Genomic DNA, 24,057 nt, shown 5'->3' with positions numbered 1-24,057 from the left:
CACCCATTCATGCCATGTTCGATTCGGATCAGATGGGCGACATGTCACTCATGTCGATTGGCGATTCGTCGCGGTCGCCGTTGCCGTTGCCGGCGCATCGGGCAGCGCAGCCATCGCCTGGCGCGCGGTAACCTGCAAGCGAGCATCGGCCGGACCACGGCGCCCGATGCTCGCTCAACGAATAAAAAGGCCTGCACGGTGCCGCTCACGACGACACGGCAGGCAAAATTCCGAGGAGTGCCGGGGTGCCGCCTCCTCGAAAGGCCAGTCGATAACTTAATCAGCGGAAATACGCTTGGGTCGATCCGTGTCTGACCGCGCCACGATTGTGGCTGAATCCGCCTTCGTCGCATCGAGGCGGGTTCGCGGCAACTACTTCGCATTCCAAAACAATAAAACCGTCACGCTGCATGAACAGCGATATCAGGGTAATGATTTTGATTCGAGTACGAGATTTTTCGGCTCGGCGGCCGACGGCGAATCGCGATCGTCCACGCTAGGACGATGCGCCGCTCATCCAGTCGCCCCACTCCGACGCGTACAGCGTGTCCGTCGCAGCGTCACGGTCCTTTCGTGCCGCCGCCCGATATTCGGTCGGCGAGGTCTGCAGATGCTGGCGAAACAGTTTTGCCATCCGGTCGCCGCTGCCGAGGCCGGTGCGCCGCGCGACCTTGTCCGCCGGAAGATCCGTCTCGATCAGCATGCGGCATGCCTTTTCGAGGCGGATCCTCAGCACGAACTCGGTGGGCGTCACACCGATTTCGTTCTTGAAGCGCCGCAGGAAATTGCGCTCGCTCATCGCGGCGGCCTGCGCGGCATCGGCGATCGAAATGCGGTTCTCGCTGTTGACCCGCAGGTGATGCGCGGCCATCCGGATCAGCGTGCTCGCACGTGCGACGCGTGCGCCGAACAGCACGTCGGTCAGCTTGCGGTTCGCGCCGGACACCATGCACATCACGATTTCCTGCGCGATCTCGTAGCCCATGTCCACCCGGACGATCGACAACGCATCGGAGAAAGGCCCGTCGTCTTCGTCGCCGGCAGCTTCACCGTCATCGCGGCCGGCAGGCGACGCGCCGTCCGTGGCCGGCGCGGCCTTCTCGACCTCCTTCTGCACCAGATGAATCTGCGTCAGCAATCTCCGGCCGCCATGGCTGCCGCGCACGACCCGCGCCCGTTGATGCGCGTGCCGGACCCACGCAATGAATTGTTCATTGAGCTCGTCGGTCCCGCCCTGGCCGCTCAACACGAACATCGCATGCACCGTACTGGCTTCGAGTGTGCGGGCCGCTTCCGTCCAGATGCCGACGCCCGACGACGAACGAACCGGGCCGCCATGCATGGAATACAGGCGCAATTCGTAACGGTCGACCAATGCGCCATCGGCCCGTCCGAGCTGATTCGCCAGTTCGAAAACGGCGGCCAGCTTGCCCATCTGCATAATGGAAAAACCCTCGAGCAACAGTACGATTACGCTCGCTCGTTGATGTTCGTTACCGGCGGCTCTACCCCGATTCACGCTTAACCCCGTCGATGAATGATTCGGCACTGTTTGCATCTTTCGGCCCTTTAACAATTTTTTACATTTGTTGTTTTCTGCGCCGCATCATAGGGGCGACCCTCGCCCGCCGATTTGCCAATGTCTGTTTTCGCCGTGTTGTTGTCGGATTCAATCAAGCCCACGATATGGACCTATTTATTGAAATTCGTCAATTCCGGCGCAAATACAGGCCCATAATTTCGTGAGAAATTGACGTGAATCAATGTCTGAAAATATCGATCTGGATATTCTGGCCCGGGGGAATATCGCCGGTGAATGAAGCGAAACCGAAATCCATCGAATGCGCCGTCTTTTCCGACTGGCGCTGCCGGAATGGGCGAAGGGGCCGAGACCCGGCGCCCCTGCGCAGGCGCGGGTGAGAGCCGCTTCAAGCGTGCACGGTCAAATGCCGCTCAGGTCTGGATGAAACCGGTCTGCAAATGAAACACGTGGCCGCACGCGCCGGATCTCGTTGAGTTCGAATCCGGCCAGCGCTTCGATCGATCGCGCACTTCCGGTGGAAAGTTTGCGTCAAAGCCTCCGGATTTCGACGTCATGCGGGTAGCAGTCGACGGAATTAGGCAAAATCGGGCGCCGCGAGGGCATCGTACACGCATCGCTTTCGCGCAAACGTTCATCTCTGCGATTCTGGCCGGGTATTTAAGGAAAATTCAGACAGTGCCGTCGCCTCGGATCGACAATGAAATACCAATGCCAGCGCCGAATCTTCCGGTATAGCGACGCGCAAACGTTTGTCGCCGAAGAGGCCGAAGCCCATGAGCAAATACATGGGACCAGATGGCATTACCCAGAATGACACGCGATTACCATTGATTACACGGGATGATTCGTTCGCCTGCCGGATCTTGTCGTTTATTGGCGTTGTCGGCGTCGATCCGTCAGAGGGCATTTCGGCCGGCGCGCTCATCGAATTCGGGTCAACGCGCTTTCATGGCCGTTGCGCGTCGGTCGAATGCGACGCATCCGACATGCGCGCTGCCATGTCCGCACCGCCGGCCCGGGGATCGGGACGAAGGAGAAAAACGCTTGCAGGCGCCTGGCGTGCCCAAAAAAACTTTGATTCGTATTTCTAACGTTTGTGCGTCAATAGCCAATGGTCGACGCTCGATCGAATCGGTAGTACCCCGGAATACGAGCAGCCGAGCACACACATTCGGCCGTGCGGCCCGACGCCGGATGTAATCAGGATCGTATGGAAACTCGGCGGCGGCGCATGCCAGACCGGTACTTCCGACCGCCGCGCTGCAACGGCTCGCCACTGAAAGAAACCGAACTGCGCGTCACCGACCGCTGGAACGTCGCCGTTCGCCTGACCGTCAATTCGACGGCAACTGCTGCGCGTCGAACCAGTCGAACAGCGTGCGCATGACGAACGCGGGATTCTCCAGGTTCGAAATATGGCCGGCGTCGGGCACCAGTGCATGCGCGCAGCCGATCACGCTGGCCATCTTCACGGTTTCCGACGGCGGGCGCGCCATGTCGCCCGCGCCGCACATCAGCAGCGTGCGTGCGGCATCGAGTTCGGCAAGTGTCGCGAGCGTGTCGGGCCGACCGAAGATCAGCCGGCCGAGCGGCGCGATCGATTGGCGCAGCCGGTCGGCCGGCAGGTTCGCGAGCGCCTCGCGAAACGCCGTCGGCACCGGGTCGTCGAGATGGACGTCCGGCCGGAAGAACAGCGGCACGATCGCGTCGAGCAACGGCGGCGCGATGCGGCCCGCGGCCTCGATCGCATCGAGCATCCCGAAGTAGCGGGTGCGCGTCGCATCGGGCTCGGCTTCGAGCGACGCGTCCATGATCACGAGCGAGCGCACGCGCTGCGGCTCGCGCAACGCGAGCCGGGCGCCCCACATGCCGCCGACGCTGAGCCCGACGATCGCGCATTGCTCGATTTCCAGCGCGTCGAGCAGCGCGCTCGCGTGCGCGGCGAGATCGTCGAGCGTGTGCGTGCCGTCCGGCAGCGCGCCCGATTCGCCATGCCCCCACAGGTCCGGCACGATCACGCGATACCGGCGCGACAGTGCGTCGATCTGCGGCGCCCACATCGTCGCGTCCCACAGATAGCTGTGCCCGAGCAGCACCGGAAAACCGGCGCCGTGATCGAGGTAATGCAGGGTACTGCCATGAATGCGGTGTGCGGGCATGCTGTCTCCGGGGTGTCGGGACGCGGCGGTGGCCCGGAAACGGGCGCCGCGGTCGGCGGCGTTCTGCGACGAACGCGAAGCGGCGCATCATCGCACAGGTTGCAGGCGTTGCGCATGACGCCGCGCGCGACGCATTCGCCGCGCCGCGCTATCCGACGCGATACATCGGCAGCACGTTGCTGCCGGTGGCCTCCTGCTCCGACGCGAGCGGCTGACACGCTTGTTCGAGCAGCCAGTTGGTCAGCACCGCGATATCGAATTCGTTGCATGCATCGGGGTTCTGCACGAGCACGTAGCTGCCCGATGCAACGGTGCAGTGCGGGAACAGCTCGACGAGCCGCCCTTGCTTCAGCAGCCCGTCGACCAGCGGCCGCCTGCCGATCGCGATGCCGTGCCCGTCGACGGCGGCCTGGACCAGTTGATCGTACTGGCTGAAGTGCAGCGCGCCGGCCGGCCGCAGCCGCGGCACGCCGAGCTCCTTCAGCAAATGGCTCCACCCGTGCCACGGCCATTCGCCGCGCGGGTCGTCGAGATGCAGCAGCACGTGCTTGTCGAGGTCGGCCGGCTTCATCGACGCGGCGTCGCCCGGCGCCGTCATCAGGCTCGGGCTGCACACCGCCACGACACGCTCGCGAAACAGCACGTCCGTATCGTCGGTCGACGTGTACGGGCCGGCATAGCGCACGGCCAGGTGCAAACGTTTGCGTTTGAGATCTTCAATTTCGCTCGTTGCCGACACGCGCACGTCGATGTCCGGATAGCTTGCGCGGAACGAACCGAGGCGCGGAATCAGCCACAGCGCGGCGAACGACACGGTGGTCGACAACGAGATCGAGCGCTGGCCCACACTCGACGACAGCTTGCCGACCACCGATTCCAGGTCGGACAACGCGAACGAGATCGCGTCGTACAGCTCGCGCCCCTTGTCGGTCAGCGTCAGCGAACGGATGTGCCGGTGGAACAGCTCGATCCGGAGCTGCTCTTCGAGCGCCTTGACCTGGCGGCTCACGGCCGATTGCGTCACGTTCAGTTCCTGCCCCGCACGCGTGAAGCTCAAATGGCGCGCCGCGCATTCGAAGCCTCGCAGGAAATCCAGCGAAGGCAGACTTCTCAATCGCTTTGCCAATCTCACATTAGCCATACCGCCGCCTCAAAGTTGCACCCATCGACCGATAAGTCGCCGTTCGTCTCCCTGAATCGTCTCTCCTATTTGGATTCGGAAACGATTTTATATTGAAGCATGGATACATATCATTCTTATTTTCAATCGTGACACTTGTATTTATCTATCGATTTTCATCGCGTCCAAATGCTTACACGAACATTATCGAGTAGTGATTTTGTAAATTAATATGCGAACGAATCGAGCGTCCGCGACGGCCGATAAATGCCCGCAAAAACAGACGATTTCCGGCCAAATCCGATGCTATCGCGCCGATTTCGTCGTATAGACGGACGCGGCATCCAATCCCTACAATTCAGTTTCAATTGGCCGACTTTTCGTTTTATTTTCCGGATCGTGAAAGCCAAACAGTTTGCAATATACATGCAAAATGCCATCTATATCCGGAATCCGGTGTTTATCGAAATTTACTAAACGTCAGAAATTCAAACTTGTCATGCAGTTTCAAGAAACTGATGAGCCGATTATGTCCGGAAATGAATAATCCGCCGGCCGGCAGCGCCGGTCAGCGTGCATAGGGTTCGCCTGTCGGCCGGCATCCGGCCCGCGCCGCGCGACGGCGGGACGTGTCGATCCGCTACAGGCCGTTCACCGCGCCATTCGCCCGCGCGGTCACTTCGCGGCGATAGCGGTTCAGTTCCTGCGCGGTCGCGAACGTGCGCTCGAACAGGATCGACAGGTTGTGCAGGATCCGCTCGACGACCTTCTTCTCCCACTCGCCGTCGAAACGGATCTGCTCGTCGAGCCAGCGCTCGAGCCATTCCGGATCCGGCAGGCGCGACTGCACGGTGTCGCGCGGGAACAGCGCCTGGTTCACGTGCAGGTTGGTCGGGTGCAGCGGCTTCTCGGTGCGGCGCGCCGACGCCATCAGCACGCCGATCTTCGCGAAAGCGGCACGCGCGACGTCGCCGCAGTCGTGCAACGCCTTCTTCATATAGCGCAGGTATGCACCGCCATGGCGCGCTTCGTCGCGCGAAATCGTTTCGTAGATCTGCTTGATGACGGGCTCGGTGTGCCAGTCGGCCGCGCATCGGTACCAGTGGTTCAGGCGGATTTCGCCGCAGAAGTGCAGCATCAGCGTCTCGAGCGGCGGCGCCGGATCGAACTCGAAGCGCACCGCGTGCAGCTCCGCTTCGGTCGGCACCATTTCAGGCCTGAAGCGGCGCAGATATTCCATCAGCACCAGCGAATGCTTCTGCTCCTCGAAGAACCACACGCTCATGAACGCGGAAAAGTCGCTGTCGTGCTGGTTGTCGCGGAGGAACATCTCCGTCGCGGGCAGCGCCGACCATTCTGTGATCGCATTCATCCTGATCGTCTCGGCGTGCTCGTCGGTGAGCAGCGCGGCATCGAACCGGTTCCACGGAATGTCCTTCTCCATGTCCCAGCGGACCGCTTCGAGCGACCTGAACAGTTCCGGATAGAGCATCGTCGTCATCGTCGTCGCAAGATAGTCGGCAGCGGCGGTCACGCCGATTGCGTGGACGCCGGCGCAACCGCCTCGGCATCCGGCTCGCGATCGTCCCGATCGTCGTCCACCGAGCGCGGCGACAGCCGGCCGCGCAGCAGCGCGTAGTAGAACTGTCGATACGTGCGGTGGTAATAGCGGATGCGCGGCGCGATCGCGCCATGCAGGTCGTGCAACCGCTCGATCGGCAGGCTCGGCATCATGTGATGCTCGACGTGATAGTTGTTGCCGTTCGTGAACCACGTCATGAACGCGTTGCTCTCGATCGTCCGCGTATTGCGGAAGGGGTCGGTGCTCGTCAGGTCGCAGCGGTAGTGTTCGGGCATCTCGACCAGCGCATGCACGGGCGCCGCGACGCACACGAGCGGCACGACCCACACCCAGACGACGCACCACGTGTGCAGCGCGAACGACAGCGCGGCCAGCAGCGCGATCGCCGCGGCCATCAGCAGGTAGTCGCGGCGGATCGCGCGCGACACGAGCGGGTTGTCGCCGAAGCGCGCGCCCGGCACGACGAGCTTCGCGACGTTTTTCGCGAACTGGATATAGTGCGCGGCCATCGACAGCCGCCACATCCACAGCCCGACATTGACGACGGGGCGCGCGCCGTACTGGTCGCCGTAGTCGAAGAACTCCTTGTTCTCCGGCGTGCCGAGCAGCCGGTGATGGCGCAGGTGGCTGTCCTGGTACGCATGGAACGACACGAGCATCGGCATGCCGAGCAGCACGCCGAACACCATGTTCAGGCGCTTGCTGCGAAACCCCTGGTAATGCAGCGCCTGGTGCTGCAGCTCGACGCCGTGCGCATACATCGCACCGATCAGCAGGATGCCAACGATCTTCACGATCACGAGCGCCGACAGCGCGAACATCATCCCGTGCGCGATCAGCGCGACGTATACCGCCAGCTTCAGCGAGAAGACCACGCCGCTCGGGCGGCTCTTCATGTCTGCAACCGGTTTCGAGCGGGCGACAAGCGATGAGGTGACGGACAAGACGCTCTCCTTGAGCCGGGCCCTGCCCGGCACGATGACGCGGCGACGCTGGCGCGCTGCCGGGATGCAATTCTTCTGTGAGTCGATGTTTCGGACAAACGAATTTTCCGAACGCATTGCATGACGCACGCGCATGAGCGCACCACATCGTGAACTAGACGACCGGTCGAATGAGACCGACCAGTCACCTGGCACGCGTTCACACGGATAACGAACGTGTGCCGCGCCGAGTGGATGCGCTCCGCTCATGCATAGCCTGCATAGATTCCGTTTGTCGCGACGAATCGATCCGGCAAGAATCCACCTCACTCGACGAACGGCGCCGCCGGCACCGTGGCGCGAGCGGCCGTGTTCCTCAGAGGAGACTCCTCGTGACGAAGTACGCATCCACCATTCATCGCCTGATCGAATCGCTCGAAGACGTGGCGGGCGCCATGCATCGCATGACCTTCGTCGACGATGCGGGCCGCGACGCGGGCATCACCTACCGGCACTTCGCGGAAGAGGTGTTTCGCCAGGCCGGCGCGCTGCGCGAGCTCGGCGTGCGCGAGAACGATCTGGTGATGCTCGCGCTGCCCGCGTCGGTCGAGCATGCGGCCGCGATGATGGCCTGCGTGATGACCGGTGCGCTGCCCTGCACCGTGCCTGTTCCCGCACGGCGTGCGGCGGCCGGCCGCCAGGTGGTCGACGTCGCGTGCGAGCTGTACCGGCCGCGCATCGTCGTCGCCGCGGATGCGCAAGCCGCGGCCTGGCGCGACGACGCGTTTCCCGCGGCCGCCACGCGCGTGGTCGATCTCGCGACGCTGTCGAGCGCGGCGGATGCCGGCGCGCGCGCACTGATCAGTTCGAAGAGCGGCCGCGATCCGCATCATGTTCAGCTCACGTCGGGTTCGACGTCGCATCCGAAGGCCGCGGTGCTCAGCCACGAGAACGTGATCGCGAACGTGCTCGGCATCGGCGGGTCGGTGCGCTTCGATATCGCGGCCGGCGACGGCACCGCGTCGTGGCTGCCGCTCTATCACGACATGGGGCTGCTCACGCTGCTGTCGAACCTGCATTACCGCGCCCCGCTGCTGATGATGCAGCCGAACAGCTTCATCCGGAATCCGCTCGGCTGGTTGAAGCGCATCGCATCGGCGCGCGCGACGACGACGTCGGTGCCGACCTTCGCGCTGCGCTACTGCGTGCGCCGCTTCAATGCCGCCGCGATGGACGGCGTCGATCTGTCCGCGTGCCGCAACATCTTCATCGGCGGCGAGCGCGTGGACGACGCGACGCTGCGCGATTTCGCCGCGACGTTCGCACCGTACGGCCTGGCGGCGTCGGCGCTGCAGCCGTGCTACGGGATGGCCGAATCGACGCTCGCGGTATCGATGCATCGTGCGTGGCACGAAGGCGCGGTCGACGGCGCGCCGTACGTGATCGCCGACACGCTCGACCGGCGCGCGCTGATCGAGCGCCGCGACGCGCAGCCGGCCGCCGCGAACGACGGTCAGGACACGGAGACCGAAACGGTGCTCGCGATGGGCACGCCGATCGACGGGATGGCGTTCCGCATCCTCGACGACGGCGACCATGCGCTTGCCAACCGCGCGGTCGGCGAAGTCGCGATCCGCGGCACGTCGCTGATGCTCGGCTACCTGAACGCCGACGACGGCACGATCGCCGCGCCGCTGACGGCCGACGGCTGGTTCCGCACCGGCGACATCGGCTACGTCGCGGACGGCCAGCTGCATATCCTCGGCCGCAAGAAGGAAGTCATCATCATCCGCGGCAGCAACTATTTCCCGCACGAGATCGAGGAAGCGCTGGCGTCGCACAGCGCGCTGCGCAAGAGCACGTGCATCGCGTTCGGTCTGCCCGATCCCGAAACCGGCACCGAGCGGCTGGTGGTCGCGATCGAGGCGCGGCCCGTCGACGCGACGTCGCAAACGCGCACCGAGTGCCAGCAACTGCTCGCGTCGCGGATCGGCTTCGCCGCGCAGGATCTGTGTTTCGTCGAGCCCGGCTCGCTGCCGCGTACGACGAGCGGCAAGCTGCAGCGCCTGAAGTGCCGCGATCTCTATGCGAACGGCGCGCTGCCCGTGATTCCCGCGTCGGCCGCTGTCGAAGCCGGCCAGGGAGCGTTCGCATGACGGCCTCGTCCCTCGCCCCGGTGCTCGAACTGCGCGACGTCACGCGCACGTACGAGGGCGCGGGCCGCGTCGTCGCGGTGCGCGACGCGACGCTGTCGATCGCCCGGCGCGACGTCGTCGCACTCGTCGGCCCGTCGGGCAGCGGCAAAAGCACGCTGCTGAACCTCGCCGGCTTTCTCGACGTGCCGAGCAGCGGCGAGCGCTGGCTCGAAGGCCGCAAGATCGACGACGCGCCGGACACGCTCGAACGGATTCGCCGCGAGCGCATCGGCTTCGTGTTCCAGCAATTCAACCTGATTCCGGTGATGTCGGCGCTCGAGAACGTCGAGCTCGGCTGCTTCGCATGGGGCACGCCGCGCACGCGTCGCGAACGCGCGCGCGCGATGCTCGACGCGGTGGGGCTCGCCCCGCGCGAACGGCACCGCCCCGGCGAGCTGTCCGGCGGCGAGCAGCAGCGTGTCGCGCTGGCTCGCGCGCTCGCCAAGGAGCCGGCCATCGTGATCGCGGACGAGCCGACCGCGAGCCTCGACAGCACCAACGCGCGCGCGGTCGCCGAGCTGATCCTCGACACCAACCGCACGCTGGGCACCGCCTTTCTGATTGCGTCGCACGACGATCGTCTGTGCGCGCACCTGCCGCGCCGCATCGAGATGCGCGACGGCGTACCGGGAGTGAATCGTGAACTGGTCGACGTTTGCGTGGCGTAACCTCTGGCGCAACCGGCGCCGCACCGTGCTGACGATGGCGATGATCGGCGTCGCCGCATTCGCGTCGAGCCTCGCGCTCGGCTACGTGATCGCGACCTTCGACGCGGTGCGCGAAGGGTCGATCGACAGCGGCGTCGGCCATGTGCAGGTGCTGCACCACGGCTATCTCGACCTGATCGGCGAACGCCCGCTGCAGTATGGGCTGACCGCCCACGAACAGGCTGCCGCCACGCAGGCGATTGCAAAGCTGCCCGGCGTCGCGACCACCGCGCGCGGCATCGACTTCGACGGGCTCGTGTCGAACGGCGACCTCAGCTACGGCTTCGTCGGCGAAGGGATCGAACCGAACCGCGAGCCGCCCGGCTTCTTCGACTATCACGCGGTGCTGTCGGGCCGCTATCTGTCGCCGATGAACGCGGGGACCGAAGTCGTCGTCGGCGCGGAACTCGCGCGCAAGCTCGGCGTGCACGTCGGCTCGGTCGTGCAGCTGATGGCGTCGACCGCGCACGGCGGCATCAACGCGACCGACGCGCAGATCGTCGGCGTGATGAGCACCGGCAACAAGGACGTCGACGAGCGGATCGTCAACGTGACGTTCACGGCCGCGCAGGCGCTGCTGCGCACCGACCGTGCATCGCGCATCGCGGTGTTCCTGTCTAATACCGCCGGCACGCCGGCCGCCGCCGCGACGCTGCGCACCGCGCTGCCGAAGCTCGACGTGAAGACCTGGGATCAGCTCGTGTCGCTCTATCACCAGATCGTCGCGCTGTACAAGAACCAGTTCTCGGTGTTCGGCGCGATTCTCTGCGTGACGATCCTGCTGTCGATGAGCAACTGGATCCTGATGAGCATCGTCGAGCGGCGCCGCGAGATCTCGACGCTGCGCGCGCTCGGCGTGCCGGCCGCGACGGTGCGCGGCGTGCTGATCCAGGAAACCGCGCTGCTCGGCCTGCTCGGCGCGGCCGCCGGCATCGCGCTCGCGCTGCTGACGATGGTCGCGCTCAATCACGCGCAGATCCACCTGCCCGCGCCGCCCGGCCGCGTGAAACCGATCCTGCTCGAATTCGCCGTGTCGCCCGTCGCCGTGGCCGCCGTCGAAGCCGCGTTCGTCGTACTCGGCGTGGCCGCGGCGCTGCTCGCGACGATCGGGCTCGCGAAACGCAACATCCTCGAAGGACTCGCCCCATGACCCGCATTCGCCTCACGTTCGCCGCGCTCGTCGCGTGCGCGCCGCTCGCCGCCCACGCGGCCGACGCGCCGAGCGCGCAGACCATGCTCGCGCGCGCCGACGCTTACCGCAGCACGGCCGCCGATACGCAGACGAACATCCAGATCACCAACGAGGTCGGCGGGCAGTCCGGCGACGCGACCCGCTATCTCGTCTACACGCGCGGCAACGGCGACACGCTCGCGCTCACGCGCAGCGGCGAGAACGACGGCCAGAAGTACCTCGCGACGACGCGCGGGCACTGGTTCTACGTGCCGAACACGCGCAGCGCGGTGCGCATCAACGGGATGCAGCGGCTGCAAGGCGAAGTCGTGATCAGCGACATCACGCGCACGCACTGGGCCGACAGCTATCGCGCGACGGCCGCGCCCGGCACGACGCCGATCGCCGGCAAGCCGGCCACCGAGCTCGACCTGACCGCGACCGATCCCGACAACGTCTACCCGACGATCAAGCTGTGGGTCACGCCCGATACCGACGTGCCGGTGCGCGCGCAGTTCTTCCTGGCGAGCGGCCTGCTGTTCCGCAGCGCCGATTTCTCCGCGCCGGTCGACGCGAACGGCCGCAAGGTGATCCGCAAAATCACCTATCGCAACGAGGTCGAGAAGCAGCGCGCGAGCGTCGTCGACATCCTCGACGGCCAGCCGCGCAAGATTCCGTCGGGCTGGTTCAATCCCGACACGCTCGCCGATGGTCAGTGAGTACGACGCCGATGCCGATGCTCATCGTGATCGCCTCCGTTCATCGCCCGGCCGCGCAAGCCGCCGGTGCCGCGTGCAGCGCGCGTGGCCCGGTGTCGCGCTCGCCGTCCCGCTCGCGCTCGGCTGCACGCTCGCGCACGGAGATTCGCTGATGGATCAGCTCGGCACGCTCAACGGTATCGGCTACGCACGCTCCGTCGACAGCATGGACGGCCGCGCGCTGCTCGGCCGCCTGATCGGCGACTCGCCGCGCAACCAGCAGGAAGCCGGGCTGCTCGCGCGCATCGACGGCGAGAACCTGTTCGTGAACGCGCGCGTCGTCGCCAGCAACCATTCGCTCGGCGCGCAGGCGAGCCGCTTCAACGAAGCGGGCGTGCGCTACGCGTTCGACAACGGCATCACGCTCACGGCCGGCAAGCGGATCGATACGCTCGACACGTCGCAGGCGTTCTTCCCGCTCGGCTTCTTCCAGAAACGGGCCGCGACGGCCGACATCTACGATCGCTACGGCGACGTCGAAGGCACGCCGCTCGTCGAAGCGAAATGGGCCGGCGAACAGACCACGCTGCAGTTCATCGCCGGCGAGAACCGCACGTTGCGCAACGACGTCGACAACCGCGACGTCGAAGGCGCGACGCAGCTCGTGCGCGGCGCCTACAACTGGTCGGGCGGCTCGGCCGCGCTGCTCGCGGGCCGTCACGCGGGCCGCGGCGGTGCGGGCGCGACGCTGTCGTTCGACGTCGCGCGCTCGAACACCGTCTATGCGAGCGCGTGGCTCGAACGCGGCACGACGCGGCCGCTGCCGGCTTTCATCGCGAACGGCACGCCGCTCGATTCGGCGGCCGCCTACGACGCCGTCGACCGCCGCAACGATCGCCAATATATGTGGCGCAGCGCGCTCGGCATGCAGAGCGCGCTGCCCGGCAACCTGTCGCTGATCGTCGAGTGGTCGCACGACGAAGCGCGTTACGACGCGAGCCAGTGGCGCCGGATGGTCGGCGCGGTGCAGGCGAACAACGCGTTGCTGCCCGTCGCGCCCGGCGCCGCGCTGGCCGGCCTCGGCGGCACGGCCAACTTCGTGAGCGTCGACGGCAGCCTGCGCGACTACCTGTTCGCCCGGCTCGGCAAGAAGGTCGGCCGCGTCGAGTATTCGCTGCGCGGCGTCTATTCGCCGCAGGACAAGGGCCTGCTCGCGATCGCGCAGGTCGTCGCCGACGTGAACCAACGCGTGAGCGTCGATGTCGCGCTCACCCACGCTTTCTCCGACAGCCAGTCCGAGTACCGGATGGTCGGTCTCGGCACCCGCATCGACGCCGCCGTGCGCGTGCGCTTCTGACAGGAACCCTGCCATGTCCACGCTTTCCGCCCCCGCCCCGGTCGCACCGCCGCTGCTCTTGCGCGTGGCCGACCAGGCCGCGTATCCGGTGCTGCGCCACCTCGACGCGATCGGCACGCCGCCGCGCGCGGCGGCCCGGCTCGTCGAAGCCGCCGCCGTGCGGCTGCTCGACAGCGAGATGGTGATCGCGCTGCGCGCCGCCACGCCCGACGTGCTGCCCGACGCGTCCGCATCGACCCCGCTGCGGCACGACGAAGCGCCGCTCACCGAAGCGCTGCTCGAACAGATCGGCGGCGAAGGGTTTCATCACCTGTTCAAGCCGTTCATGCGCGCGTTCATCCGCATCATGTTCGGGCTGTTCTTCTCCGACGACCAGAACCGTCGCGCATGCGAATGCATCGATGCCGGCCATAACTTCGCGTTCCTGATGAGCGACGGCGGCGGTCCGACGCTGGCTGCGTGGCGCACCGTCGTGCGCAGCGACGACAACGTGCTCGCGCTGACCGTCGACAAGGTGTGGGGCATCGAGGCGCATCGCGACTGCATGGCCGTCGTCGCCGCGCGCTTGCCTGGCGTGATGTTCCCGGCCGCTTACCTCGTGTGGCCCGACGAATACCGAAAACTGAAACGCACGACCTGCGGTGCGCCGTTCCTCGCGGGCAACCTGCAGCTCGCGAACGTCGGCGGCCAGGTGCGCGTCGCCGCCGAGGATCGCCTGCGGATCGGCGGCCCGACCGTGTTCAACAAATACCTGACCGTCGTGCGCCCGTACTTCGTCCGCGCGCTGATGGCGCACGTCGGCTGGCTCGAACGGACCGGCCGCGTCGAACTCGACGCCGACGCGCGCGCCGTGCACCGCTTCATCGCGGACGCCGCGCGCAGCCAGACCGACGACGCGCACTACAGCTTCGGCAAGGTGCAGCGCGTGCTCGCGATCAAGCTGCTGTCGAACGAGTTCCTGAGCGCGCTCGTGCGCGACGGCAAGGTGCCGCTGTTCGACGACCAGCGCGACCTGCTGGCGTTTTCGAAGATGGAAGGCAGTTCGTACCGTTGTTATCACGAGCTTCGCAAGAGCCTGCGCTGCGAAGCCGGCAGTTGATCCACGCGACAGGCCGATCGATCCCGATCAAATCCACTCAACTCCAGGAGCTCCCCTCATGACGACCCAGAACGTTCCGGCCGACGCGCTCGACATCCTGTCCCGCGAAGTCGCGAAGATCCTCAACGTCGAAACCGTCGACACGGACGCCGGCATCGGCGAACTCGGCATCGATTCGCTGAACATCGTCGAGCTGATCGTGTTCTGCGAACAGCTTTACGGTTCGATCGACCCGGAAGCGCTGAACATCACGCAGTACACGACGCTGCAGCAGCTCGACGCGCAACTGCGCCGCCAGCAGCACGCCGCCTGATACGACGATGCTCGCGCCTCTTGCCCCCGTGGCGGCCGCCGCCGTCCAGCCGGCCCCGGCGACCGCGCTGACCGTGCAGGCGCTCGCGTACCGGCGCGTCGCGCCGTCGCGCGACGGCGCGGCCGTGCCGCTCGACGACACCGCGCACGCGATCGGCACGCTCGCGTGCGCCGAGCGCGAGCGGCTGTGCGGCGCGGTCGGCGCGGACGACTACGTGGTCAGCTCGACGATCCTGTCGATGCTGCTGATGAACGACTCGCCGCAGCATCGCGTGTTCGCGCAGGCGCTCGCCGGCGCGAACGACTACACGCCCGACTGGATGACCTGCTCGTACGAGTGCGCGGGCTGGGGCTACGTGCTGCGCCGCGCGCTCGCGACCGCGGCCGAAACCGGGCCGCGCACGCTGCTGCTGCAGATCGTCGACATCGACGTGCACGGCTATACGTACTGGCACGGCAATCCCGCCTGGGGGCGTTCGGGCTTCGGCGTCTGCACGCTGCTCGTCGACGTCGGCCGCGAACCGGCGCAGTCGGTCATCGCGGACGCTGCGCCGCCGGCCAGCGCGGTCGTGCGGCTCGGCCGCGACATCCGCACGTTCTGCACGGCCCGCCCGGGCCTGCACGCGGCGCTGCCGTTCTTTCCGGCCACGTCGCGCCGCGCGCTGCTCGCGTCGGTCGGCAAGACGCCGCTGCTGCCGGACGGCCATGGCGTGTTCGGTCATGCGTTCGGCAGCGATCCGTGGCTGTCGGTGCTGCTCGCGCACCGCGACGGCGACACGCCGCGCCGCGCGGCCGTCTGCTCGCTCGCGCTGAACGGCTATTACGCGATCGCGGACGTCGCGTTCGCGCCGGACGCGACGTTCTCTCTCGACGGCGAGGCGTGACATGGTGCGGCCCGTTCACTTCACCTACCGGATCGAGCGCGACGCGCGGCAGCCGGTCGCGGTCGCGGCCAGCGCGTACCGGATGCCGCTCGACACGCCGGCCGATTACGCACGCGCCGCGCTCGCGGAAGCGGCCGGCGATGCGTACGACGCGGGCAATCCGTCCGACGTGGCCGGCGGCGAGCGCCGTGTGCTGCTCGACCACGTCCAGTATTTCGCGTTCCTCGCCGAAGTCACCGCGCGGATTCGCGACGCCGTGCACGCGGACGCCCGCCTGTTCATCGAAGTCTGCGCACCGTATTTCGGCGCGCTGCCGGCCGAACTGCTCGCGCCGCACGTGCTGCTCGGCGTGCACCTGTACGACGAAGCATTGCGCGATGCCGCGCGCGGCGCGCCGGTCGTGTGGATCGGCGACCGCATCCTGCGCGATGCGGAATTCGCCGGCGACAACCGCGTGTGCTGCGCGATCTGGCCCGCGCGGCTCGCCGATGCATTCGACGCGCAACTGCGCGGCGCGTGGCCGTCGTTCGCGATCCGCCTCGAACCGCACCCGGGCGCGTCGCGCGCCGCCGCTCCGTTCACCGATTCCGCCCATCATTCCGGCGCCGCCGCGCGGCCGGGGAGACCCTGACATGAATGACACGCTTACCGTGATGCAGGACACGGCCGATATCCGCTGGTCGATGCCCGTCGACGCGCTGATGTCGAACGACTACACGCTGCGCGAAGAGGCGCTGAACCGGCTGTACGAGAAGGCGAAGGCCGCGCAGTGGGACGTCGCGACCGACGTCGACTGGAGCCACGATCTCGACCCGACCAACCCGCTCGGCATGCCCGACCCGACGCTGCTGATCTACGGCACCGAGCTGTGGGGCAAGCTCGCCGACGCCGACAAGCGCGAGGTGCGCCATCACGCGCAGGGCTGGCTGCTGTCGCAGATTCTGCACGGCGAGCAGGCCGCGCTGATCTGCGCGTCGAAGCTCGCATCGGCCGAGAACGGCCTGAGCGCGCGGCTGTGCGCGGCCGCGCAGATGATGGACGAAGCGCGTCACGTCGAGGCGTACGCGAAGCTCGTGAACGAGAAGCTCGACGTCAGCTACCCGATGAGCCGCTCGCTGAAGGGGCTCCTGCACGACACGATCACGAGCAGCGCGCTCGACATGACGAACCTCGGGATGCAGGTGCTGGTCGAGGGCATCGCGCTGTCGATCTTCCAGAGCGTCGTCGCGTACAGCACCGACCCGTTCATCAAGGACCTGTTCCTGCGGATCCAGCGCGACGAAGCGCGCCACTTCGCGGTCGGCCGGATCACGCTGTGCCGCGTGTACGCGGAGATGAGCTCGCACGAGCTGCGCGAGCGCGAGGAGTTCATCTGCGAAGGCGCGGCCGTGCTGTACGAGCACCTGTGCGCGGACGACATCTGGGAACCGATGGGGCTGTCGAAGCGCGAATGCAGCGCGATGGTGCGCGAGTCGCCGGTGTCGAGCTCGATCCGCCGCTCGATCTTCCGGCGCCTGGTGCCGACGATCCGCGAGATGGGCCTGCTCACGCCGACCGTGCAGGCGACCTTCGAAAAGCTCGACGTCCTCGACTACGCGGCGATGCCGCTCAACTGACATGACGATGCCCTCCTCCCACGCATCCCGCGACGCCGGCTTCTGGATCGGCATCGACGCGGTGGCCTACGAGCTGCCGGGCCCGCCCGTCGACATCGAGGCCTGGGCCGCCGAACGCGACTACCCGGCGCAGCGGGCGGCCGCGATCGCGCAGTCGGGCAGCCGCTATTTCCACATGGCGCTCGACACGAGCGAGACCGACCTCGCGATCGCGGCGGTCGGCCGGTTGCTCGACACCGCGCGCGTGCATCCGTCCGACGTCGGCGCGATCGTGCACGTGCACACGCAGCAGTTCAGCGTGCCGCCCGCGCCGCGCAGCCTGCCGCACGAAGTGGCCGCGCGGTTCGGCATCGAGCCGCTGTGGCTCGGCTCCGTCGCGCAACTGAACTGCGTGTCGGTCGCGGCCGGCATCGAAACCGTGCGCGCGCTGATGCGCCGCCATCCGCAGCTCGATGCGGCGCTCATCGTGTCGTCCGACCGCGTGTACGGCGAGGATTACCGGATGCGGCAGATGACGGGCGTGCAGTGCGACGGCGCGGCCGCGATGCTGATCGCGCGCAACAGCACGAAGAACCGGCTCGGCGGCATCGCGATCGAGACGCACGCGAAATGGCATCGCGGTTCCGACACCGTCGCCGCGAACGAGGCCGACCTGATCATGATGGAGTGGCCGTACACGCGCCGCGCGATCGACGCGGCGGTCGCGCTCGAACCGCATGCGCTCGACGCATACGAGCTGGTGCTGCCGCACAACGCCGACCTGCCCGGCTGGAACGCGCTGTGCCGCGCGATGCGCGTGCCGGCCGAGCGGCTCTATGCGGACAACATCCATGCGCGCGGCCATGCGTGCTGTTCGGATTTTCCGATCAACCTGGCCGACGTCGGGCTCGATGCGCTCGCGCACGGCCGGCGCGTGCTCGGCGTGATGCAGTCGAACTGCGGCGCGTACGCGGCCGCCACGCTCCATCCGGTGAGCCGCCATGACGCCTGAGCGCCCGCTTCCGCCCGCCGCCGATCACGCGTGGATCGCCGACTTGCGCACGCCGTGCTACGTGTACGAGCCGGACGTCGCGATCGCCCGCTACCGGTCGCTGAAGGCGCGGCTCGGCACGCGGCTGATCGTGTCGCTGAAGGCGAACCCGAACCAGGACATGCTCGCGCGCTGCGCGCATGCGTACGAGGACGGCGTCGAACTCGCGAGCCGCGGCGAACTCGACGCGGTGATCGGCCGGATCAAGACGCCGCGCTACCTGAACAATCCGTCGATGGACGAGATGTTCATGCGCGCGGGGCTCGCGTCGCGCTGCCATTTCGTGCTCGACAACCCCGACGCGGTCGCGCGCTTCGTGCCGCTCGCTCGCGAAGCAGCGGCCGGCGGCAGCACGCCGGGCGCCGTGCTGCTGCGCGTGAACGCCGGCGCGCTGGCGGGTGTTCACGCACGGGCGCTGTGGCACGACCACTTCGGGATGACGCCGAACGAGGCGCACGACGCGGTGCGCACGCTCGCGGCCGCGGGCTTGCCCGTCGCCGGGCTGCACGTGTTCTCCGGCCCGCATTCGTTCATCCGCCAGGACCCGACGCAGCCCGACACGCTCGTATTGCCCGAACTGCTCGCGGCGCTCGCCCGCGATCTCGCGCCCGCCAACGGTGCGCCGCTCGCGTCGCTGAGCCTCGGCGGCGGTTTTGCCGACGATCATCCGGGCGACGCTGCGTTCGAACGCTATGCCGCCGCGCTCGCGCCGCTGGCCGGCCCGTATTCGCTCGCGCACGAATCCGGCCGCGCGATCTTCGCCGATGCGGGCGTGTTCGCGACGCGCGTCGTCGCGGTGAAGACGTGGCAGGACCGCACGATCGCCGTCTGCGACGGCGGGCTGTCGCATGCGTTCCTGCTCGCGCAGACCGAAACGATGATGCGCCGCCTGGCCGCGCCGTCACTGGTGCGCCGCGGGCCCGCGCCGCCGCCGCGCGGCGTGCCGACGCTCTACGTCGGCAGCACCTGCAGCCGCGCGGACGTGATCGGCCGCGACGACGCGGGCGCGCCGCCGCAGGTCGGCGACATCGCGGTGTTCGCGCGCTGCGGCGCGTATCACCGCACGTACTCGATGGCGCATTTCCTGTCCCACGAAGCCGCGCACGTGTACGTGCGGCCGGCCTGAACCCGAGGAGCCGATCATGAACGCATTGATCAGCATCGCCGACCTGCTCGAACACGGCGCCGAGCGCTGGCCGCATCGTCCGGCGTATGCCGACGGCGGCGGCACCCTGACTTACGACCAGCTCGCCCGCGCGGTCCGGCGCGCCGCCGCCGCGCTCGCGTCGCGCGGCGTGCAGCGCGGCGAACGCGTCGCGATCTACGCGCCGAAGCGCATCGAAACCGTGGTCGCGATGCTCGCGGCCAACGCACTCGGCGCGATCTTCGTGCCGGTCAATCCGCAGTTGAAGGAAGCGCAGATCGAACACATCGTCGCCGACAGCGGCGCCGCGCTGTTCGTGACCGGCGCGCAGCGGCTCAAACGCCTGCCGGCGCTCGCCGCGCTCGTCGGCGAACGCACGCTGCTGATCGAGGTGCTGGCCGATGCGATCGAAGCGGCCGGCATCGACGCGCCGGCACTGCCCGTTACCGGCCGCCCGGTCGACGACGATCCCGCTGCGCTGCTCTACACGTCGGGCTCGACCGGCAAGCCGAAGGGCGTCGTCGTGTCGCATCGCAACCTGGTGTCGGGTGCGTTCAGCGTCGCCGCGTATCAGCAGCTCGCCGAAGACGACGTCGTGCTCGGCGTGCTGCCGCTCAGCTTCGACGCGGGCCTGAGCCAGCTCACGACCGCGCTGGCGTCCGGCGCGTGCTACACGCCGCTCGACTTCCTGCAGCCGGCCGAAGTGCCGCGCCATTGCGACGCGTTCGGCGTCACGTCGATCACCGGCGTGCCGCCGCTGTGGATGCAGCTCGCGTCCGCCGGCTGGAGCGACGCCGCGCGCACGCGGATCCGCCGCTTCGCGAACACCGGCGGCCACCTCGCGACGCCGCTGCTGCACCGCCTGCAGGCGCTGTTCACGCAGGCTTCGCCGTACCTGATGTACGGGCTGACCGAGGCATTCCGCTCGACCTACCTGCCGCCGGCCGACGCGGCGCTGCGCCCGACGTCGATCGGCAAGGCCGTGCCGAACGCGGAGATCCTCGTGCTGCGCGCGGACGGCAGCGAATGCGCGGCCGACGAACCCGGCGAACTCGTGCATCGCGGCGCGTTCGTCACGCTCGGCTACTGGAACCGGCCCGAGCTGACCGCGCAGCGCTTTCGCCCGCTGCCGCGCCGGCACGGCGAGATCCCGCGCCCGGACGTCGCCGTGTGGTCCGGCGACATCGTGCGGCGCGACGCGGACGGCTATCTGTACTTCGTCGCGCGCGGCGACGACATGATCAAGACGTCCGGCTATCGCGTGAGCCCGACCGAGGTCGAGGACGTGCTGTTCGCGCTGCCGCACATCCGCGAGGCCGCGGTATTCAGCGTTCCGCACCCGGCGCTCGGCGAGGCGATCGCCGCGTGCGTCGTGTCGACGCTCGACGCCGATGCGTGCCGCGCCGACATCGCGCGCGCGTGCCGCGACGCGTTGCCCACCTACATGAACCCGCTCGTCGTCGAGCCGCTGCCGGCGTTGCCGCGCAACCCGAACGGCAAGATCGACCGACCGGCGCTGAAAGCGCAGTATCGCGACGCGTTCGCGCGCCCGAACCTCGAGGAGACCGCAGCATGACCCTGTCGACGCTCGATGAAACCTGTGTCGGCGCGCCGCGCGTCGCCGCGCCCGGCACGCTCGCGTTGTCCGGCGGCGTCGTGGTGCTGCCGCCCGCCGTCGTGTTCAGCGCGATCCAGGCGCAGGAGCGCCATCCCGGCTACCGGCACCTGCTGCTGCCGCAGGCGCGCTTCGCGCGGCCGCGCGGCATGGGCGCGCTGACGCCCGACGAAGGCACGCGCCTCGCGCCGGGCGGCCGGCCCGCGCTGCGCGTCGCGCCGCCGGGGCGCAGCCTCGCCGATCTGGCCGCCGACGCAGCGCTCGACCTGCGCGACCAGCTCGGCTCCGGCGCGCTGGCCCGCACGACGCACGTGATCGTCGCCAGTTGCGCGCTCAACGAAGGGATCGGCGACTCGGTCGTCGGCCGCATGCAGTACGAACTCGGGCTGCAGCGCGTGACGCCGTTCGCGCTCGGCCAGAACGGTACGCTCGGCTGGTATTCGGCGCTGATGCTGCTCGACGGGCTGCTGCGCGACGAAGGCGACCAGGCGCTCGTGATCCTCAGCGACAAGTGGCTCTACCCGTTCTTCCGCCAGTTCGGCGACCTGGTCGGCTACGGCGATGCGGCCGCCGCGCTGCTCGTGTCGCGCGCGGGCCCCGCGACGGAACCGGCCGCATGGGGCGGCGTGCGATCCGTCGCGCTCGAATTCGGGCCGTCGATCACGGACCCGTGGGCCGATGCGCCGGCCACGCTGCGCGACACGCTCGCGCCGATCGCCGCCCGCGCGATCCGCCGCGCGCTCGAGCAGGCCAACCTGCGCGCGAACCAGATCGACTGGTGCGTGCCGCCCGGCTTCGATCCCGGCTTCGCGGCGCGCGTGGCCGACGCCGCGTCGATCCCGGTTGCCGCGCGCATCCAGCATGACGGCTCGGGCCATCTGTCGTCGGCCGAATCGGCCGCCGCGCTGATCCGGCTCGCCGGTGCGCTCGACGAAGGCGAACGCCGCACGGTGCTCGTGTGGGACGCGGCGCTGCACGGCGCGGCGGCAGCAGCCGTCGTCGACCTGGCCGGCGGCCTCGACGCCGCACTCGATATCGAAGGAGACGCATGATGAGCGCGTACAAGGTGAGCCTGCGCGAGCTGCGCTTCTTTCTGTGGGAACTGTTCGAGGCCGACAAGCGGTTCCTGACGGAACACGGCCTGTACGGCACGCACGATCGCGCGTCGATCGATGCGCTGCTCGAACGCGCACGCGATTTCGCGCTCGACCTCGGCCGCAGCTACCAGCAGGCCGACGTCGAGGGCTGCACGCTGCTCGACGACGGCCAGGTCCGGATTCCGTCGCATTTCCACGCGCTGTGGGCGCGCTTTCGCGACGAATGGTCGAACACGCTGTTCGGCACCGCGCACGGGCTGCCGCCGATCGTCACGCAGATGATCTACGAGATGTTCATGGGCGCGAATCCGTCGTTCATGACGTACGGGGGCTTCACGCGCCCGGCGATCAAGCTGCTGCAGATGCACGGCACGCCGCATCAGAAGGCGCTCATTCCGCCGCTCGAAGCGTACCGCTGGGACGCGTGCTTCTGCGCGACCGAGCCGCAGGCCGGCACCGACCTCACCGCGGTCGCGCTGCGCGCGACGCCGCTCGAACGCGACGTCTACGCGATCGACGGCGAGAAGGTGTACATCTCGGCCGGCATGCACGAGCTGACGGAAAACACGCTGTATTTCGTGCTCGGCCGCATCGATACCGCGTCGCCGGATTCGTTCTCGCTGTCGTGCCTCGTCGTGCCGCGCTTCTGGCCGGACGAGGAAACCGGCGAGCTGCAGCCGAACCACGTCGACTGCATCGGCCTGCCGCGCAAGATGGGGCTCAAGGGCTGCGCGAACACGCACCTCGTGTTCGGCTCGAACGGCACGACGAAAGGCTGGCTGCTCGGCGGCCGGCGCAACGTCGGGTTGCTGCAGCTGATGCCGCTGATGAACCAGGCGCGCATGAGCACCGGGATGTTCGGCGTCGGCGTCGCGTCGAGCGCGTACCTGCACGCGGTCGAGTATGCGGGCCGCCGGCTGCAGGGCCGCCCGATCGAGCGCGCGTCGAACACCCACGCCGCGCGTGTCGCGATCGTCGAGCACGCGGACGTGCAGCGCATGCTGGTCGACATGAAGAGCCGCGTCGACGGCTGCCGCGGCCTGCTCGGCAAGCTCGCGGCAACCGCGACGCGCGCGGCGATGCTCGAGGCGACGCCCGACGCCGACCCGGCCGAGATCGAGCGCCATCGCAAGCTGCAACTGCTGCTGACGCCGATCTGCAAGGCGTTCATCTCCGACCAGGCGTGGCGGATCTGCGAAACGGCGATCCAGGTGCACGGCGGGCTCGGCTACACCGACGCGAGCCCGGTCGAGCAGAACGCGCGCGACGTGAAGATCCTGTCGATCTGGGAAGGCACGAACTACATCCAGGCGCAGGATCTCGTGCGCGACAAGCTCGGCTTCGGCCGCCATTCGCGGCTGATCCAGTACTACCGCGACGAACTCGACGCGTTCCTCGCGCAGCAGCATCACGCCGGCACGCATGCGGAACTGCGGCCGCTGTTCGATGCGCTGCGCGCGGGCGCCGACCGCATCGCCGCCGCGCTCGACGACATCGCGCGCGACGTGCAGGACGGCCACACGCATCGCAGCAGCCAGTTCTACACGCGCTTTCTGGAAATGTTCGGCGTGGTCACGTCGGCGTGGGTGCTGCTCGAATCGGCGACGATCGCCGCGCGCCGGCTCGATGCGCCGGAAACCGCCGACGCGCCGGCCGAACTCGCGTTCTATCGCGGCAAGCTGAAAAGCGCGCGCTACTACTTCGCGAACGTGCTGCCCGTCGTCGACCAGCACGCGGCCGTGATCGCCGCGATGGCGCACGCGGCGATCAGCGTCAGCAGCGAAGAACTCGCCGCGGTGGAATGA

21 protein-coding genes are annotated in these 24,057 nt (G+C 67.8%); 16 read left to right on the top strand and 5 right to left on the bottom strand.

The features are described 5' to 3' along the window. Positions 1-496: 496 nt before the first annotated feature. Positions 497-1,558: a helix-turn-helix domain-containing protein gene (locus HWX14_RS23890; protein WP_244130321.1), complete on the bottom strand. Its 1,062-nt coding sequence runs from the start codon at positions 1,556-1,558 to the stop codon at positions 497-499. Between the two features lie 758 nt (positions 1,559-2,316). On the opposite strand from HWX14_RS23890, the gene HWX14_RS23885 reads away from it, so the two are divergent. Next, entirely contained in the window at positions 2,317-2,634 is a 318-nt protein-coding gene (locus tag HWX14_RS23885; protein ID WP_175884839.1) for a hypothetical protein, read from the top strand. A gap of 243 nt (positions 2,635-2,877) precedes the next feature. Here the strand turns inward: HWX14_RS23885 and HWX14_RS23880 are convergent, their stop codons facing one another. The 4 genes from HWX14_RS23880 to HWX14_RS23865 form a co-directional block, all read right to left on the bottom strand. Beyond that, a complete protein-coding gene (locus HWX14_RS23880; RefSeq protein WP_175884838.1) occupies positions 2,878-3,702 on the bottom strand; it encodes an alpha/beta fold hydrolase in 825 nt (274 codons plus the stop codon). A 148-nt stretch (positions 3,703-3,850) separates the two neighbouring features. Further along, positions 3,851-4,843 carry a LysR substrate-binding domain-containing protein gene (locus HWX14_RS23875; protein ID WP_175884837.1) on the bottom strand — a complete coding sequence of 331 codons (993 nt, stop codon included), beginning with the start codon at positions 4,841-4,843 and terminating at the stop codon, positions 3,851-3,853. A gap of 619 nt (positions 4,844-5,462) precedes the next feature. Then, complete coding sequence (locus tag HWX14_RS23870; protein WP_175885550.1) at positions 5,463-6,323, bottom strand: ferritin-like domain-containing protein; 861 nt, start codon at positions 6,321-6,323, stop codon at positions 5,463-5,465. Between the two features lie 29 nt (positions 6,324-6,352). Further along, positions 6,353-7,300 (bottom strand): fatty acid desaturase, encoded by a 948-nt coding sequence (locus HWX14_RS23865; RefSeq protein ID WP_175885549.1) that lies wholly within the window; start codon positions 7,298-7,300, stop codon positions 6,353-6,355. A 419-nt stretch (positions 7,301-7,719) separates the two neighbouring features. Between HWX14_RS23865 and HWX14_RS23860 the strand changes: the two genes are divergently transcribed. The 15 genes from HWX14_RS23860 to HWX14_RS23790 are packed head-to-tail and all read left to right on the top strand — an operon-like array spanning position 7,720 to position 24,057. Then, on the top strand, positions 7,720-9,483 hold the full coding sequence (locus tag HWX14_RS23860) for a fatty acyl-AMP ligase (protein WP_175884836.1): 1,764 nt from the start codon (positions 7,720-7,722) through the stop codon (positions 9,481-9,483). Then, positions 9,480-10,190, top strand: a complete 711-nt coding sequence (locus HWX14_RS23855; protein WP_175884835.1) for an ABC transporter ATP-binding protein — start codon at positions 9,480-9,482, stop codon at positions 10,188-10,190. Before HWX14_RS23860 ends, HWX14_RS23855 begins: the two co-directional genes overlap by 4 nt. Continuing rightward, positions 10,162-11,379, top strand: coding sequence for an FtsX-like permease family protein (locus tag HWX14_RS23850; protein ID WP_175884834.1), 1,218 nt, complete (start codon positions 10,162-10,164; stop codon positions 11,377-11,379). Before HWX14_RS23855 ends, HWX14_RS23850 begins: the two co-directional genes overlap by 29 nt. Further along, positions 11,376-12,119: an outer membrane lipoprotein-sorting protein gene (locus tag HWX14_RS23845; protein WP_175884833.1), complete on the top strand. Its 744-nt coding sequence runs from the start codon at positions 11,376-11,378 to the stop codon at positions 12,117-12,119. The genes HWX14_RS23850 and HWX14_RS23845 overlap by 4 nt, the downstream gene beginning before the upstream one ends. Further along, complete coding sequence (locus tag HWX14_RS23840) at positions 12,109-13,455, top strand: hypothetical protein (RefSeq protein WP_175884832.1); 1,347 nt, start codon at positions 12,109-12,111, stop codon at positions 13,453-13,455. Before HWX14_RS23845 ends, HWX14_RS23840 begins: the two co-directional genes overlap by 11 nt. A 13-nt stretch (positions 13,456-13,468) precedes the next feature. Next, positions 13,469-14,554, top strand: a complete 1,086-nt coding sequence (locus tag HWX14_RS23835; RefSeq protein WP_175884831.1) for a hypothetical protein — start codon at positions 13,469-13,471, stop codon at positions 14,552-14,554. A gap of 58 nt (positions 14,555-14,612) precedes the next feature. Continuing rightward, a complete protein-coding gene (locus HWX14_RS23830; RefSeq protein WP_011350104.1) occupies positions 14,613-14,867 on the top strand; it encodes an acyl carrier protein in 255 nt (84 codons plus the stop codon). Positions 14,868-14,874: 7 nt separating this feature from the next. Beyond that, complete coding sequence (locus HWX14_RS23825; RefSeq protein ID WP_175884830.1) at positions 14,875-15,750, top strand: hypothetical protein; 876 nt, start codon at positions 14,875-14,877, stop codon at positions 15,748-15,750. A gap of 1 nt (position 15,751) precedes the next feature. After that, the gene (locus HWX14_RS23820; protein WP_175884829.1) at positions 15,752-16,381 is read left to right on the top strand and encodes a hypothetical protein; all 630 of its coding nucleotides are present in this window, start codon (positions 15,752-15,754) and stop codon (positions 16,379-16,381) included. Between the two features lies 1 nt (position 16,382). Next, positions 16,383-17,366: a ferritin-like domain-containing protein gene (locus tag HWX14_RS23815; RefSeq protein WP_175884828.1), complete on the top strand. Its 984-nt coding sequence runs from the start codon at positions 16,383-16,385 to the stop codon at positions 17,364-17,366. 1 nt (position 17,367) lies between these two features. Next, positions 17,368-18,357, top strand: a complete 990-nt coding sequence (locus HWX14_RS23810; RefSeq protein WP_175884827.1) for a 3-oxoacyl-ACP synthase — start codon at positions 17,368-17,370, stop codon at positions 18,355-18,357. Beyond that, complete coding sequence (locus tag HWX14_RS23805; RefSeq protein WP_175884826.1) at positions 18,347-19,522, top strand: PLP-dependent decarboxylase; 1,176 nt, start codon at positions 18,347-18,349, stop codon at positions 19,520-19,522. Before HWX14_RS23810 ends, HWX14_RS23805 begins: the two co-directional genes overlap by 11 nt. A gap of 16 nt (positions 19,523-19,538) precedes the next feature. Further along, positions 19,539-21,116 (top strand): acyl-CoA ligase (AMP-forming), exosortase A system-associated, encoded by a 1,578-nt coding sequence (locus tag HWX14_RS23800; protein WP_175884825.1) that lies wholly within the window; start codon positions 19,539-19,541, stop codon positions 21,114-21,116. Beyond that, positions 21,113-22,207, top strand: coding sequence for a hypothetical protein (locus HWX14_RS23795; protein ID WP_175884824.1), 1,095 nt, complete (start codon positions 21,113-21,115; stop codon positions 22,205-22,207). Before HWX14_RS23800 ends, HWX14_RS23795 begins: the two co-directional genes overlap by 4 nt. Continuing rightward, complete coding sequence (locus tag HWX14_RS23790) at positions 22,207-24,057, top strand: acyl-CoA dehydrogenase (RefSeq protein WP_175884823.1); 1,851 nt, start codon at positions 22,207-22,209, stop codon at positions 24,055-24,057. Before HWX14_RS23795 ends, HWX14_RS23790 begins: the two co-directional genes overlap by 1 nt.

It is taken from the genome of Burkholderia sp. BCC0044, assembly GCF_902832955.1.
GTDB lineage: Bacteria > Pseudomonadota > Gammaproteobacteria > Burkholderiales > Burkholderiaceae > Burkholderia.
The sequence above is the reverse complement of the archived record's forward strand: the minus strand, read 5'-3'. Positions and strand labels throughout refer to the sequence as shown.